Raw genomic sequence first — 13,954 nt, 5'->3', positions numbered from 1 at the left:
GTCGTCCTGACCCGGATCATAACGATGTGATAACGCAGGGGTGCGCCATGAGTCTTTTTACCGTGATCTGTTTCGCCGTGGCCTTTGTCACCTTCGGTCTGTTCGTGGCACTGCGTCTATGCAGCAGCGACAAGTCCGAGCCGGAGGTGCGTCAACGCGCTGAAAAGCCCACGACGGGCGGTGTTGGTCACCGCGCCTGAGAGCTCTCATCTTCAAGACGCCAGCAGATCCATGACCGGCAGCCAATAGGCTGCCGGTTTTCTTTGGGTGGCCATCGATAAATGGCGTGTCAGTCACACCCCCGGCGGCGGTATCCCGCAGCGCTTCAGAAAGAGGCCCATGGGGGCGCTGGCGTGGCTCTCCTCAGGCGAGGTCGGCGGTGGCCAATTGTCCAGGCATCGCTGGCGCAGCGGTTTCGCGAGGAGGCATACGGCGCGGCGTGCGCGGCACGTCTCGAATGTAGGCGTCGGTCATCCAGGCGAAGGGCGCGAATTCCGGTCCGAAGGCATTGAAGCACCCCCAGCGCATGGCAACGAAAGGGCGAACGAGGAAGGGTAACCGACGGTGGGCGCGCAGGCCCATCACGCGCCGGGTTCGGGCGACGAGCAGATCGACGCCACGTCTCTCCGCCTGCGTCAGCCTCTGCCAGTCCTCGATCGAGGTCGGCGAGGGCAACTCCTGCCTGGCGGGATCGCAGGGCTCGAGCAGCGTTCTGGCCATGGCTTTGACGGCGCTCTGACGCATGACATTCCCCTTCTTTGCGTAATGAAATGTAATAATTGTGATTGGATTGTCGCTTTTATTCGTCGCAATGAAAATGGGAGGAGACAGCTTTTTCTCGCTGAATTCCTGCAATCGGGGCCTGGAGATGTGGCAAGGGCGAAATCGTGGCAAGGTCGACGGCTCATGCCCATCCGAGCCTAGCCATGAAATTGACCGACATTCCCTTCGGCATCACGACCTGGGGTGACATCGAGCCGACCGAACATGCTGGAGAGCAAGGCAAGGCGCTATGGCGAACCCGGCACTTCGGTGACATCCGAGTGAGAATGGTCGAGTACACGCCGGGCTACCTGGCCGATCACTGGTGCTCGAAGGGCCATATTCTGCTGTGTCTCGAAGGTGAACTGGTCACCGAGCTGGAGGACGGCCGAGTCTTTCGCCTGGCGCCGGGGCAGAGCTATCAGGTGGCGGACCATGCCGAGGCGCACCGCTCATCGACGGAGGTTGGCGCGACATTGTTCATCGTCGATTGAGCACGTCACCGAGAAATGAGCGGTCCATTGCCGATTGGACAGCCAAGATCACGGCTGGCCGAGGACCCAGTCGCGGAAGGCCCGCATCGGTTCGGTCAGGTGGCGGTGATGAGGCGTGAGCAGGGAGAGACGCCCGCGGCTTTCCAGCGTCTGCGGCAGCGCGTAGACGAGATTGCCCTGTTCGAGCTCGGATGCCAGCAGACGGGTCCAGCCCAGGGTGATGCCCTGACCGGCGAGAGTGGCGTGCATCAACAGCTGGAAGCTGTTGGCGCGCAGCGTGCGCACCGGCGGCTGCCAGTCGAGCCCGAGGGTGCGGAACCATAGCTCCCAGGTCAGCCAGTCGTGGTAGTGATCTTCCACCACCATCAAGGTGTGGCGGGCGAGCAGGTCAGCTGGACGCTGGATGACGCCGTGGCGCTCGAGATAGACCGGGCTGCAGACGGCGGCAACCTCTTCCTGGGCGAAGATGGCGTCGGCCTGCAGTCCGGGTGGATCGACTTCGTTGGGGACGTGGTAATAGATACCCAGATCGAACTCGGCCAGATCGAGCCGATGAGGGTCTTCGACCGTCAGAATGCGAATCTCGATGTCGGGGTGGGCACGCTGGAAGTCGGGCAGCTGGCGGGCCAGCCAGATCGAGGCGATGGTCGGGCTAGAGGCCAGCGTGAGTTGGCGGTCGCCGCCGCGTCGCCGCAGACGAGCGGTCTCGTCGCGCAGCTCGCGCAGCAGCCGCTGGACCACGCGAAAGTAGTGCTCACCGGCCGGCGTCAGGCGCAGGCCGTCATGGTGGCGTTCGAATAGCGGACGGCCGAGGTCGTCCTCGAGCCGTTTGATCTGACGACTGACGGCGCTCTGGGTCAGGCTGAGCTCGCTGCCCGCCTGGGTGAAGCTGCCATGGCGGGCGGCGGCTTCGAAAGCGCGCAGGCAGGCGAGAGGTGGCAGCGCATCGCGCGTGGACATGGCGGCATCCGCAACCGTGGATTCACGGTTACGGAGCATAACATGCGCGCCGCGCCACGCCTTGCGAGACAGGATCAGATCGCGGTTCGCGGGATCTCTCGCTCCCATGACTTGTCGCTGATCAGCGTCTCGCCCTCGAACGCGCGCTGCTCGGCACTCAGATAGAAGGTCGTCGCGTCACAATGGAGGTGGTAGCGGCTGGTCACTTCTACTGCAAACGCACCATCACCTTCCTCACGGCTGGCCCGGTAGACCCATTCGATATCGGCGCGAGTCCGAGTGGCGTCGGTCGGGTGACTCGTATAGATTTCGCGCGCCTTCTGCTCGACTCGCAGGCCGTGATCGGTGAAGCGGATATCGCCCATGTCGTCTTCGACGGTGACGGTGACTTCTCCAGACCCTACGTCCTCGCTGATCGTGCGCTTCGGCGCCCCTTGCCGCAGCGTCTCGATTCGGCAGGGCGTGGCGCTCTCCGGCGGCTCGAACGGCATCGGGATGGTCTCTACCTTGCAGATTGGTAGGCGCAGCGTCGGCGTGCCGGCCTTGAGGATGAGATCGGCGCGCTCACGCGGCGACCAGACCAGCGGAAAACTGGCGCTCGACAGCGCGATCCGCAGGCGATGACCCTTCGGCAGACGATAGCCGATCAGATCCAGCGGCAGCTGCACGTGCATCGTCTCGCCGGGCACGGGCGGGGTGACGGTGCCCGGATCGTCGCGCAGGTTGAGGTTGAGCGTGCCGTAGGTGATCAGCGCGCTCTCGCCGCTTGGGGCGACATCGCACAGGCGCACGTGAAGTTGTCCGCACGCCGCCGCGCTCGCGATGTCGACGTCGATCGTCGGCTGGCCGAGGATGTCGAGCCCGTAGTGATAGGGTTCGGAGTCGAAGGTCAGCGACAGGCCATCGTCACGGCGTTGATCCGGCGGGAAGTCGGCCCCGAACCAGAGCGGAATGTATTCACCCTGCAGGGCGCCGGCGGTCAGCGGCGACGCGATCAGCCGATCCTCGCTCAGCTGGCTATTCGGCGCGAGGCCGGTGTCGGAGAGGGTGAGCGGGTACCACTCGATCTCCTCATCCGGTGCCGGCCAGCTCGTGGTGCGCACCCACTCGCCCGGCCGTTCGAGATATTTCGGCGCCGGCGGCACGCCGTCCTGCAGATAGAAGGTGCATGGCGGCTCGTCCATGATCCCGGTGTCGATATCCTTGAGCCAGTAGTCCCACCAGCGCAACGCTTCCTGCAGAAAGCCGATGGCCGGGTCGGGGATCGCGAAGTGCGGATACTTGTGCATCCACGGCCCGAGCAGCGCCTTTTTCGGGCAGGAGAGGTTTTCCATCATCCGGGGGATGGTATCGATGTACGAATCCCCCCAGCCGCTGATCATGTAGACCGCGGCTTCTATGTCCGCGTAATTTTCATTGATCGAGCCGTGCTTCCAGTAGTCGTCGCGATGCTGATGCGTAAGCCAGGTTTCAGCCAGCAGCGGCATGTTGTCGAGGCGATGCTTCCACATCTCGCGCCAGCGCTCGCCGACCAGCGCCGGGTCGGGCACGGCCGCGGAGAAGCTCAGCATGGTTGCGGCCCAGCCGAGATTCTCGAGCAGCATGTTGCCGCCCTTGTAGTGGATATCGTCGGCGTAGCGATCGTCGGTGGAGCAGAGCGTGATGATCGCCTTCAGCGGTTCGGGGCGCAGTGCGGCCACTTGCAGGCCGTTGAAGCCGCCCCAGGAGATACCCATCATGCCGAGCTTGCCGTCGCACCACGGCTGGCGGGCGATCCAGTCGATCACCTCCAGCGCATCGGCCTGCTCCTGCGGGGCGTACTCGTCCTCCATCAGCCCGTCGGATTCACCGTTGCCGCGCATGTCGACGCGCACGCTGGCGTAGCCGTGGCCGGCGAAGTAGGGGTGCGTGAGCTCGTCACGCACCGCCGTACCATCGCGCTTGCGATACGGCAGGTATTCGAGGATCGCCGGCACAGGTTTGGTCTCCGCATCCTCCGGCAGCCAGATTCGGGCGGCGAGCCGAGTACCATCGGCGAGTGTGATCCACTGATTCTCGATCTCGCGGACCGGGTGGGGAAATTGCGTTTTGATCTTCATGCGTCATCCTTGGCGGCGCGAGAGGGAGTCGGTTCGGCCGGGGCCGGTGTGTTCGTGGGAGCCGACGAGGATGTCGACACCGGACCGGCGAGCTTCGAGGGGTCGTTCAGCCAGCGCCACAGCGAGCCGGTCGCCAGCAGCACGATGAGCATGGCCGGCAGGCCGCCGAGATTGGAGAGCATCTTGACGCCGTCGATGCCGACGAAGCTCACCATTACCCAAGAGACCACGCCGACGATTACGCCCCAGATCACCTTCATCGGCACGCCGGCGTTGAGATCCGAGTCGGCGGTCAGACCACGGGTACAGAGATTGCCGATGGCGTCGGTCTGCGAGTCCGCCGCGGTGACGTACGAGATGTAGGCGATGAACAGCAGCAGCGGAATCCAGATCCCGGAGAGCGGCAGCTGGCGGAACAGCTCATACAGCACGTTCTCGACGCCGCGATCGTTCAACACCGCGTAGAGGTCCGCACCGCCGGCGTCGGCATGTGACTGCCCCAGATGTGATTGAAAGTAGAGCGCCGTGCCGGAGAAGATCACGATCCACACGCAGGCAAAGAGTGCCGGATAGAGCAGATTGACGCGCAGGAATTCGCGCACCGTATAGCCCCGCGAGATCTTGCCCAGAAACAGCGCGGCGACCGGCGCCCAGGCGAACCACACCGCCCAGTAGAAAATCGACCACCACTGCGGCCACTGATCGTTGGCGGCAGCGCCGGTGAACAGGCTCTTGGTGAAGAAGTTGTCGAGATAGACGCCGAACGACTCCACGCCCAGCGCCAGGCAGAACACGGTCGGCCCGACGATGAACATGAACACGCCGAGGATCGCCAGCAGAATGGCGTTGAGCGAAGAGAGCCGGGCGATCCCTTTCTGCAGGCCGCTGGCGGCGGAAAGCACGAACGTGACGACGATGATGGCGATGATGATGCCAAGCCGCAGCGGGCTGGTTTCGCCGCCGAGATACTGCCCGGCGCCGCCGGCCAGCGTCAGCGCGCCGGTACCGAGCGAAGAGGCCATGCCGGCGACGAGCGCATAGAGCGAGACCGCATCGATCAGGCCGCTGAAGCGCTTTACCTTCGGTCCGAACAGGGGTTCCAGCATGCTCGAAATCGAGAAGCGCAGGCGCAAGTTGTAGAAGGCGAGGGCAAAGATCAGCGCCGGGACCGCGTAGATCGCGTAGGGCGTGAAAGACCAGTGCAGAAACATGGTCGACATCGCGAACAGCATGGCATCGGGCGAGCCGGCTTCCAGGCCGGACGATTCGGGTGGGCCCATGAAGTGATAGAGTGGCTCCGCCGTGGTCCAGAACAGCACGCCAACGGCGAGCGTGGTGCAGAGCGTAATCGAGAACCATCGCAGTTTCGGCAGCAGCGGTGTCGCTTCCGGCCCGCCGATGCGAACGCGGCCGAGCGGCGAGAAGTAAACGATGACCGCCAGAATCAACAGATAGAGGCTGCCGAGGCTGAAGAGCCAGGAGAAGTTGTCGAGAATGGCCGAGTTGAGCGCTTTGGTGGTGGCAAGGAAGGCGTCCAGGTCGACGTAGCTGGCAATGACAGCGGCCAGCAACACCAGAAAGGTCGGCCAGAACACCAGCGGCCGCAGCGAAGTCTGCATTTCCCATCTCCTGCTTATCGTTATCATGGCGCGTCATGCATGTGTCATGCCGAACGACTGCATGCGCTTGAATCATGGCTGTATACCCTAACGCCATACATACCCGGTGGCTCAAACGCTAGATGCGAATGGGGTCATGATCGGGGTGCATGGCTCTATCGACGACGTCGAGGCAGGTCAACACTCTCGCGGGGAGCTACGAAAGCCGAGGTACATCACGATGGAAACGCAAGATCTCGAGAAGCTGGTGACACGCAAGATGCCTTACGGAAAGTACGAGGGGCGTCTGATCGCCGATCTGCCGGGGCCGTACTTGAACTGGTTCGCGCGAGAAGGCTTTCCCAACGGTGAAATCGGTCGCCTGCTGGCACTGATGCACGAGATCGATCACAACGGCCTGAGCGGGCTGCTCGAGCCGTTGCGAGGGCGTTGAGGGGAGATCAGACAGAGAGTCTTCCTGCGATCACGCCGAGGATGAAAAGCACCAGCGCCCCGAGTAGCCACGCGGCACGTCGGTGACGTCGGCGCCGCGACGGGGCGAGCGCTTCCAGTTTCTCCGACAGCTGTCGCTGGCGTGATCCCTGGCGCGGCGGCAGGGAGAAGTCGCTGGCGGTCTCGCCTTGCCAATGGGGTGCATGGGTCAGCCCGAGGCCGACGCGCAGGTGCCCGATGTCCATCAGCAGGTCGTGCAGTTCATCGTACTCGACGCGATGCGCCGCCACCGTCAGCACCGCATCGGCGTCGGCCTTCAAAGTCTGGTTGTCGCAGCGCGCGATGGCCTCGCGAATCGCGGTGATCCGCGCCGATTTCTCGAGCCCCAGACGGCGGTAGAGATCACGCATGCTGCATCAACAGGTCGTAGGCATCGCGGATGCGTTGAAAACGCTGAGAGGCGAGTCGCAGACGCCATTCGCTCTGGCCATGGAAACGATCCGGATGATGACGTTGAGCGAGCCGGCGGTAGGCTTTCTTGATATCGGCGCGTGATGCTTCGGTGCCAAGCTCCAGCTCGATCAATGCAAGCCGTAGCCGATAGCTGGATTGAGACGCCTGGAAAGGCTCACGCCGGCCTTCGTGCTGCCGGCCGCGCGCCTTTTCCTCTCTGTCGGCCTCTTCGCGACGCCGTTCTTCCTGATGCCGTGCCTCTTCCCTGGCGCGCTGCCGACGGGCTTCGCGTTCGGCATGTTGTTGCTGAGCACGGATGCGCTCCGCCGCTTCCCGTGCTTGGCGCTCGGCGGTTTCTTTTCGCAGGCGTTCCGCTTCCTCAATGCGTCTGGTGGCAGCCGCGCGGGCCTGCTCGCGTCGGTCGCGACGTTCTCGCCAGCGGCGTTCGGCGGCCTGCCTGGCTCTGGCGCCCCAGGGCGCTCGTCGCGATTCATGGGTGCTGTCGAAGCCGGCGGTGTCAGGCTCGTCATCGAGGCCGGCAGTCTCCCAGTGCATGCGCCGGCTGGGATCGTCCGGCGCGCCGAGGGAGCGGCCAGTGATATCGCGAAAGAGTGATGAGAGCGCGGCGGGAGAGGCGCCCACCAGATCAGCGAGAAACCGAAGGATATGATGGTTGCGCGAGCTCAGGGTGCCGTCACTGGTCGCCAATGCCACGGCCTGGTGAAGCAGGGATGTCGCTGGCGCCTTGCCGCCGCCGAGCAGAACCTCCGCGGCGAGCTGAATGTCGTCGAGCACGCCGTGACTGGCGCTGGCGATCAGCGTCGGAAGCGCCTGGCGCAGGTTTGCATCGGTGGCCAGCGACTCGAGATAGCGGCGATCTTCATCCAGCGTGGTTCGCTTATTGACGAAGACCCAGGCGAGCAGCAGCAGCGTGGCCGGACAGCGCTGGTCATGGCTTTTGAGCAGCAGCACTTCGAAAGGGGAAAAAGCGTTGGGAGACATCGGCGTTTCCGACGACGCGAGGCATCGCGCGAATGTTGTTTGTCGCCGAGTATAACCAAAGCGCTGGCTGGTTGGTCACCTGAAGAGAATTACCCCATCCCCGACTTCTTGTTCAGATTCTCCGGGCCGAATGAGTCGGGCAGCAGCTCATCCATGGTGTAGCGCTTGAGCGGGGCACCGTCGCCGTCGAGCACGATGATCTCGGTATCAAACGTGGCGAATTCGCGGATGCGCTGGCGACAGTCGCCACAGGGCGTGCACAGATGTTCACCGGGACCGATGACGTAGATGCGGCGAATCTGGCGTTCGCCACTGGAGACCAGGCCGGCGATGGCGCTGGCTTCGGCGCAGAGCCCTTTATAGTTGGCGCTTTCGACGTTGCAACCGGCGTAGGTCCTGCCGCTTTCGCTGATCAAGACGGCACCGACGGGATGATCGGAGTAGGGTACATAGGCGTTGTCGCGCACCGCGAGCGCGGCCTTGCGAATCTCTTCGGGCACATCGATCTGGCTTGTCGTGCTCATGGCGTGGCCTCCCGGTCGTCTCTCAGCAATCCTTCGAGTGTAATCGCCATCATCTCGGCGAAGCCGGTCTGGCGCGTCTGTGCGTCGAGGGCCTCGTCCTTGAGGATGTGGTCGGACACGGTGCAGACCGTCAGCGCCCGAGCGCCGAACTCCGCGGCAACGCCGTAGAGCCCGGCGGCTTCCATTTCGACGCCGAGAATCCCTAAGCGCTTCAGGGTCTGGAAGAACTCGCCGTTCGGCGTGTAGAAGAGATCCGCCGAGAACAGGTTGCCGATCTTGACCGCCGTGCCGCGCTCGCGGGCAGCATCGACGGCGTGGCGGGTGAGGTCGAAATCGGCGATGGCGGCGAAATCGTGGCCGTTGAAACGCGTGCGGTTTACGCCGGAATCGGTGCAGGCGCCCATGCCGATGACGATGTCGTTGACCGCGACGTCGTCGCGCACCGCGCCGCAGGAGCCGACGCGGACCAGGCGTTTGACGCCGTACTCGGTGATCAGCTCCTTGGCGTAGATCGACAGCGATGGGATGCCCATGCCGCTACCCATGATCGAGATGCTGCGACCCTGATAGGTGCCGGTGAAGCCGAGCATGTTGCGCACCCGGTTGACGCAGGTGACATCCTCGAGAAAAGTCTCGGCGATGAACTGGGCACGTAGCGGATCGCCGGGCATCAGCACGGTGTCGGCGAAGTCGCCTTCACGAGCTTCGATATGTGGGGTGGGCATCAGGTCTCTCCCTGGCGAGCGGATTCAAAGAGTGATCGGCCGTGGTCCATCGCGCTCAAGCCGAAATGCTCGGCGAGGGTCTGGCCGATATCGGCATAGGTGTCGCGGCGTCCGTAATTGCCGGGGGCGATTACGCCGCCTGCGACCAGCACCGGCACCTGCTCGCGGGTGTGGTCGGTTCCGCGCCAGGTCGGGTCATTACCGTGGTCGGCGGTCAGGATCAGCAGGTCGCCGGGCGCGAGTCTGGCCTGAATCTCCGGTAGGCGACGATCGAACGCTTCCAGCGCCGCGGCGTAGCCTTCCGGGTCGCGGCGATGACCGTAGAGCGTGTCGAAATCGACGAAGTTGGTCATGACCAACGCATCGCGGGATGCGGCGGCGGCATCATCGATGGCCTTCAAGGTGGCATCGAACAGGGCGTCATGGCCGTGCGCCTTGCGCACTTCACTGATGCCGCAGTGAGCGTAAATATCGCCGATCTTGCCCACGCCGAACACCTTGCCTCCGCTGTCATGCAGTTTCTGGAGCACGGTCGGCGTGGGCGGCTCGATGGCGTAGTCGCGACGGTTGCCGGTGCGCTCGAAGGTGTCCGTAGTTTCTCCGACGAAGGGCCGGGCGATGACGCGGCCGATGTTGTACGGCATCAGCAGTTCGCGGGCGATCTCGCAGAGCGCGTAGAGCCGGTCGAGGCCGTAGTGGGTTTCATGCGCGGCGATCTGGAACACCGAGTCCGCCGAGGTGTAGACGATCGGCTTGCCGCTTCGAATATGTTCCTCGCCGAGCGCCTCGAGGATCGGCATGCCGGAGGCCTGGCAGTTACCGAGTAAACCCGGCAGCTCGGCGCGCTCGATCAACGCTTCCAGCAGTTCCGGCGGAAAGCTGTTCTTGGCATCGAGAAAATAACCCCACTCGAACAGCGCCGGGACGCCGGCGATTTCCCAGTGTCCGGAGGGTGTGTCCTTGCCGGAGGAAATTTCCCGAGCGCAGGCCCAGGCCCCATCGACTTCATCGGGTAGCGTGACGCCGGCCGCCCAGTCGCCGGTGGCCAGATGATGCGCGTGATAGAGACCGAGCCGAGCCAGATTGGGCAGTTCCAGCGGTCGGTCTGCGTTGGCGCGAAACTGGGCAATATGACCGAGCGTATCGGCGCCGGCATCGCCGAAGGTGCTAGCGTCCGGTGCGTTGCCGATGCCGAAGGAGTCGAGTACCAGCAAAATCGCGCGTTTCATTGCGTTTCCTCGCTTTTCCTCGGGCCTGACAAATCTTGCTGGCGAAGCGCGGCGTGAACGAGGGGCGGCGCCTCGGTCGGGGCGTCGCTCAGGGTGACAGCGCGACGCAAACGATGGCTTGCGGCTTCCACGTCGGCACGACTCGCGCCGTGAATCCGCAGCAGCGGCTGTCCAGGCTCGACGGCTTGCCCGAGCGCGGCGATCTGCGAGAGCCCGACACGATGGTCGATAGCGTCTCCGGCGTTGCGACGGCCGCCGCCAAGTTCGACCACGGCGAGCCCCAGCTCGCGGGTATCGATCGCGTTCAGCGTGCCTGCGTCGGTGGCGGTCAGGTCGATCTCGACGGGGGCCGCTGCGAGATAGTGGTCGGCTCGCTCGGCGAGATCGGCGGGCCCGCCAAGGCCGTGGACCATGCGCGAGAAGCGCTCGAGTGCCTCGCCGGAATCCAGTGCCCGATCCAGGCGCCGATCGGCATCTTCAGCGCTCGCCGCGAGGCCGGACTGAATCAGCATTTCCGCCGCCAGTGAGCGGATCACGGTGTAAAGCCGCGAGTCTCTACCGTCTCCGCGCTCTTGATTGCGTCCATCGCCACGCAATAGCCGCAGCGCTTCCTGTATCTCCAGCGCATTGCCGGCGCAGTCGGCCAGCGGTTGGTTCATGTCGGTGAGCAGCACGCTGGTCGTGGTGCCCGCGCCGCAGCCGATGGCGACGATCGCCTCGGCCAGCTCGCGAGACGCTTCCGGTGTCGGCATGAAGGCGCCGCTGCCGACCTTGACGTCCATCACCAGCGTTTTTAGACCACAGGCCAGTTTCTTGCCCAGAATCGAGGCGACGATCAGCGGGATCGACTCCACCGTGGCGGTGACGTCGCGTACGCCGTAGAGGCGTTTGTCGGCGGGGGCGAGCGAGCCGGTCTGGCCGATGATCGCGATACCGACGTCCTGTACGAGCTGTCGAAAGGTCGCATCGGGGGGCGTGACATCGTAGCCGGGAATCGACTCGAGCTTGTCCAGCGTGCCGCCGGTGTGGCCGAGCCCGCGGCCGGAGACCATTGGCACGTGGCCGCCGCAGGCTGCGACCCACGGGCCGAGGACGAGCGATGTCAGATCGCCGACGCCGCCGGTGGAGTGCTTGTCGAGCACCGGGCCTTGCAGGTCGAGGTCATCCCAGCGCATCACCTGGCCGGAGTCGCGAATCGACTCGGTCAGTGCGATCGCTTCGTCGCGATTCATGCCGTTCAAGTAAACCGCCATGGCGAAGGCGCCGATCTGGGCATCACCGATGCTGTCGTCGGCGATGCCCTTCATCACCAGATCGAGCATCTGACGATTGAGTGTCTGGCCGTCGCGCTTGCGGCGAATGATCTCCGAAATGAGCATTCAACCTCCCGCGGAATCTCCGGGTTGCCTGTCGATCAGTAGCCGTCTTGCGCCGGCGCCGAGATGTTGCCTGAGAGAGTCGCCAGCAGGGCGTCGAGTAGCCCCGAGGCGCCGAAGCGAAAGTGTGCCGGCGTGGCCCAGCCCTCTCCCATGATGTCGCTAGCGAGCGCGAGATAGGCGCGAGCGTCTTCCGTGGTGCGAATACCACCGGCAGCCTTGAAGCCGACGTCGCGGCCGCTGTCCCGGATCGCGGTGAGTAGAATCTCGGCAGATTCGAGCGTGGCGTTGATCGACACCTTGCCGGTGGAGGTCTTGAGAAAGTCGGCACCGCTGTCGAGCGCGATATCGGCGGCCTGACGGATGAGCGTCGGGGTTTTCAACTCGCCGGTTTCGAGAATCACCTTCAGTGTTTTACCGTCGCAAGCCGCCCGGCAGGCGCTGACCAGCGCGCGTCCGGCCTCGGCGTCACCGCCCAGCAGCGCCTTATAGGGGAACACGACATCGACTTCGTCGGCGCCGGCCACCACCGCCGCACGCGTCTCACGTGTGGCGCGCTCCACATTGACGCAGCCGTCGGGAAAGTTGGTGACCGTGGCGATCCTGACGCGATCCCGCGTGCCGGCCTCGCGCAATGCACGGTCGGCTGTCTCGATGAAGGCCGGATAGACGCAGACAGCGGCGGGAGCACCGAAGGGAGTCGCCGTGCGTTGGCAGAGTGCGACGATGCTCGCGTCAGTGTCATCATCATTGAGCGAGGTCAGATCCATCATGGCGAGCGCCAGGCGAGCGGCGTGCTCGAGAGTCATCATCTTGCGTTCTCCAGATCAGACGCTGCGAGCCAGGCCACGCGAATCGGCGGGTCTGGCACGGCGTCTGCAGGGTGAGTAGCCGACACGAGACATTTAGGTGTCATTTTGCGTGCCGGCAGTTTCGATTCCGCGTCAGGCAGCCCCCGCCAGCGAGATGAAGAGACCCGCCAGCGTCGCCGACATCAGATTGGAGAGCGTGCCAGCCAGCACGGCCTTCATTCCGTAGCGAGCGATCTCCGGGCGGCGGCTTGGCGCCATGGTGCCGAGGCCACCCAGCAGAATGGCGATCGACGACAGGTTGGCGAAGCCGCAGAGGGCGAAAGAGAGAATCGCCACGGTGTGCGGCGTCATGGCTTCGCCAGTAGCGGCCACCACGGTGTCGCCGCTGATGTAGGGCGCCAGATTGATATAGGCGACGAATTCGTTGACGACCAGTTTCTGACCGATGAACGAGCCGGCAAGCGTCGCTTCGTTCCACGGGATACCGAGCACGAAGGCCAGCGGCGAGAAGAGCCAGCCGAGAATCATCGACAGGCTGAGCGAGTCCACGCCGAACCAGCCTCCGATGCCGCCGAGCAGTCCATCGATCAGGGCGATGAGGCCGATGAAAGCCAGCAGCATGGCGCCGACGTTGGCGGCCAGCATCAGCCCGGAAGACGCGCCGGACGCGGCCGCGTCAAGCACGTTGGCGGGCTTCTCCTCGGCTTCCATCGCCTCTTTTACCTGGCCGGTATGATCGTCCGGTTTCTCCGTCTCCGGCATCAGTATCTTGGCGAACAGCAGCCCGCCCGGCGCTGCCATGAATGACGCTGCGATCAGATACTCCATCGGAATGCCCAGCTCGGCATAACCCGCCAGCGTTGAGCCGGCCACCGACGCCAGGCCGCCGCACATGACCGCGAAGAGTTCCGATTTGGTCATCCGCGCGAGGAACGGGCGCACGACCAGCGGTGCTTCGGTCTGGCCAACGAAGATGTTGGCGGTGGCGGAGAGCGACTCCGTGCGTGACGTGCTCAGGACCTTCTGCAGCGCGCCACCGAGAATGCGCACGATCCACTGCATGATGCCGAGGTAGTAGAGCACCGCGGTCAACGACGAGAAGAAGATGATGATCGGCAGCACTTTCACCGCGAACACGAAGCCGACGTTGGTGGGATCGGCAAGATTGCCGAACAGAAAGCCGATGCCGTCGTTGGCGTAGCCGATGACCTGGCTGACTGCGCCGGAGATCGCCCCGAGGACGCTCTGCCCGACAGGAATGTAGAGAACGAAGGCGCCGATGCCGGCCTGAATCAGGAATGCGCCGAGTACGGTGCGCAGGCGGATCGACTTGCGGTCGCTGGAGAAGATCAGCGCTATCACCAGCAGTACGACGATGCCGACCAGACCCATGAGAGAAGTCATGTTGTTGTCCTTGGTGTTGGTCTTGGTAAAGGGAGACATGAGCAAGTGGAACGTGGCGATCCT

15 protein-coding genes are annotated in these 13,954 nt (G+C 64.0%); 3 read left to right on the top strand and 12 right to left on the bottom strand.

All coding sequences use genetic code 11. The annotated features are described in order from the left end of the window. The first annotated feature begins 47 nt into the window (after positions 1-47). A complete protein-coding gene (locus IE125_RS06425) occupies positions 48-200 on the top strand; it encodes a hypothetical protein (RefSeq protein ID WP_189443846.1) in 153 nt (50 codons plus the stop codon). Positions 201-363: 163 nt separating this feature from the next. On the opposite strand, the gene IE125_RS06420 is transcribed toward IE125_RS06425, so the two are convergent. Then, a complete protein-coding gene (locus IE125_RS06420; protein WP_189443845.1) occupies positions 364-744 on the bottom strand; it encodes a hypothetical protein in 381 nt (126 codons plus the stop codon). Between the two features lie 182 nt (positions 745-926). Here IE125_RS06420 and IE125_RS06415 point away from each other — a divergent pair, with 182 nt between their 5' ends. Beyond that, positions 927-1,256 carry a DHCW motif cupin fold protein gene (locus IE125_RS06415; RefSeq protein WP_189443844.1) on the top strand — a complete coding sequence of 110 codons (330 nt, stop codon included), beginning with the start codon at positions 927-929 and terminating at the stop codon, positions 1,254-1,256. 48 nt (positions 1,257-1,304) lie between these two features. Here the strand turns inward: IE125_RS06415 and IE125_RS06410 are convergent, their stop codons facing one another. The 3 genes from IE125_RS06410 to IE125_RS06400 form a co-directional block, all read right to left on the bottom strand. Beyond that, complete coding sequence (locus tag IE125_RS06410) at positions 1,305-2,216, bottom strand: LysR substrate-binding domain-containing protein (RefSeq protein WP_189443843.1); 912 nt, start codon at positions 2,214-2,216, stop codon at positions 1,305-1,307. Between the two features lie 74 nt (positions 2,217-2,290). After that, positions 2,291-4,315 (bottom strand): CocE/NonD family hydrolase, encoded by a 2,025-nt coding sequence (locus tag IE125_RS06405; RefSeq protein WP_189443842.1) that lies wholly within the window; start codon positions 4,313-4,315, stop codon positions 2,291-2,293. Continuing rightward, entirely contained in the window at positions 4,312-5,934 is a 1,623-nt protein-coding gene (locus tag IE125_RS06400; RefSeq protein WP_189443841.1) for a BCCT family transporter, read from the bottom strand. The genes IE125_RS06405 and IE125_RS06400 overlap by 4 nt, the downstream gene beginning before the upstream one ends. Before the next feature lie 220 nt (positions 5,935-6,154). Between IE125_RS06400 and IE125_RS06395 the strand changes: the two genes are divergently transcribed. After that, a complete protein-coding gene (locus IE125_RS06395) occupies positions 6,155-6,367 on the top strand; it encodes a DUF3820 family protein (RefSeq protein ID WP_189443840.1) in 213 nt (70 codons plus the stop codon). Positions 6,368-6,374: 7 nt separating this feature from the next. Here IE125_RS06395 and IE125_RS06390 read toward each other — a convergent pair whose 3' ends face one another. The 8 genes from IE125_RS06390 to IE125_RS06355 all read right to left on the bottom strand — a co-directional run bounded on the left by IE125_RS06390 (position 6,375) and on the right by IE125_RS06355 (position 13,891). Next, complete coding sequence (locus IE125_RS06390; protein ID WP_189443839.1) at positions 6,375-6,776, bottom strand: hypothetical protein; 402 nt, start codon at positions 6,774-6,776, stop codon at positions 6,375-6,377. Further along, on the bottom strand, positions 6,769-7,821 hold the full coding sequence (locus IE125_RS06385) for a J domain-containing protein (protein WP_189443838.1): 1,053 nt from the start codon (positions 7,819-7,821) through the stop codon (positions 6,769-6,771). The genes IE125_RS06390 and IE125_RS06385 overlap by 8 nt, the downstream gene beginning before the upstream one ends. A gap of 89 nt (positions 7,822-7,910) precedes the next feature. Continuing rightward, positions 7,911-8,345 (bottom strand): cytidine deaminase, encoded by a 435-nt coding sequence (gene cdd, locus IE125_RS06380; protein WP_189443837.1) that lies wholly within the window; start codon positions 8,343-8,345, stop codon positions 7,911-7,913. Continuing rightward, positions 8,342-9,070, bottom strand: a complete 729-nt coding sequence (deoD, locus tag IE125_RS06375) for a purine-nucleoside phosphorylase (RefSeq protein WP_189443836.1) — start codon at positions 9,068-9,070, stop codon at positions 8,342-8,344. Before deoD ends, cdd begins: the two co-directional genes overlap by 4 nt. Then, positions 9,070-10,299, bottom strand: coding sequence for a phosphopentomutase (locus tag IE125_RS06370; protein WP_189443835.1), 1,230 nt, complete (start codon positions 10,297-10,299; stop codon positions 9,070-9,072). The genes deoD and IE125_RS06370 overlap by 1 nt, the downstream gene beginning before the upstream one ends. Next, on the bottom strand, positions 10,296-11,678 hold the full coding sequence (gene deoA / locus IE125_RS06365; protein WP_189443834.1) for a thymidine phosphorylase: 1,383 nt from the start codon (positions 11,676-11,678) through the stop codon (positions 10,296-10,298). Before deoA ends, IE125_RS06370 begins: the two co-directional genes overlap by 4 nt. 35 nt (positions 11,679-11,713) lie before the next feature. Continuing rightward, the gene (gene deoC / locus IE125_RS06360) at positions 11,714-12,487 is read right to left on the bottom strand and encodes a deoxyribose-phosphate aldolase (protein WP_189443833.1); all 774 of its coding nucleotides are present in this window, start codon (positions 12,485-12,487) and stop codon (positions 11,714-11,716) included. A gap of 132 nt (positions 12,488-12,619) precedes the next feature. Beyond that, complete coding sequence (locus IE125_RS06355; protein ID WP_189443832.1) at positions 12,620-13,891, bottom strand: NupC/NupG family nucleoside CNT transporter; 1,272 nt, start codon at positions 13,889-13,891, stop codon at positions 12,620-12,622. Between the last annotated feature and the right edge of the window lie 63 nt (positions 13,892-13,954).

It is taken from the genome of Salinicola rhizosphaerae, from assembly GCF_014652715.1.
GTDB classification, from domain to species: domain Bacteria; phylum Pseudomonadota; class Gammaproteobacteria; order Pseudomonadales; family Halomonadaceae; genus Salinicola; species Salinicola rhizosphaerae.
The sequence above is the reverse complement of the archived record's forward strand: the minus strand, read 5'-3'. Positions and strand labels throughout refer to the sequence as shown.

Bases quoted from the DNA above. Each gene is read 5' to 3' on its own strand.
- IE125_RS06425 (WP_189443846.1), top strand. From the start codon at position 48: ATGAGTCTTTTTACCGTGATCTGTTTCGCCGTGGCCTTTGTCACCTTC.
- IE125_RS06420 (WP_189443845.1), bottom strand. From the start codon at position 744: ATGCGTCAGAGCGCCGTCAAAGCCATGGCCAGAACGCTGCTCGAGCCC.
- IE125_RS06415 (WP_189443844.1), top strand. From the start codon at position 927: ATGAAATTGACCGACATTCCCTTCGGCATCACGACCTGGGGTGACATC.
- IE125_RS06410 (WP_189443843.1), bottom strand. From the start codon at position 2,216: ATGTCCACGCGCGATGCGCTGCCACCTCTCGCCTGCCTGCGCGCTTTC.
- IE125_RS06405 (WP_189443842.1), bottom strand. From the start codon at position 4,315: ATGAAGATCAAAACGCAATTTCCCCACCCGGTCCGCGAGATCGAGAAT.
- IE125_RS06400 (WP_189443841.1), bottom strand. From the start codon at position 5,934: ATGCAGACTTCGCTGCGGCCGCTGGTGTTCTGGCCGACCTTTCTGGTG.
- IE125_RS06395 (WP_189443840.1), top strand. From the start codon at position 6,155: ATGGAAACGCAAGATCTCGAGAAGCTGGTGACACGCAAGATGCCTTAC.
- IE125_RS06390 (WP_189443839.1), bottom strand. From the start codon at position 6,776: ATGCGTGATCTCTACCGCCGTCTGGGGCTCGAGAAATCGGCGCGGATC.
- IE125_RS06385 (WP_189443838.1), bottom strand. From the start codon at position 7,821: ATGTCTCCCAACGCTTTTTCCCCTTTCGAAGTGCTGCTGCTCAAAAGC.
- cdd (WP_189443837.1), bottom strand. From the start codon at position 8,345: ATGAGCACGACAAGCCAGATCGATGTGCCCGAAGAGATTCGCAAGGCC.
- deoD (WP_189443836.1), bottom strand. From the start codon at position 9,070: ATGCCCACCCCACATATCGAAGCTCGTGAAGGCGACTTCGCCGACACC.
- IE125_RS06370 (WP_189443835.1), bottom strand. From the start codon at position 10,299: ATGAAACGCGCGATTTTGCTGGTACTCGACTCCTTCGGCATCGGCAAC.
- deoA (WP_189443834.1), bottom strand. From the start codon at position 11,678: ATGCTCATTTCGGAGATCATTCGCCGCAAGCGCGACGGCCAGACACTC.
- deoC (WP_189443833.1), bottom strand. From the start codon at position 12,487: ATGATGACTCTCGAGCACGCCGCTCGCCTGGCGCTCGCCATGATGGAT.
- IE125_RS06355 (WP_189443832.1), bottom strand. From the start codon at position 13,891: ATGACTTCTCTCATGGGTCTGGTCGGCATCGTCGTACTGCTGGTGATA.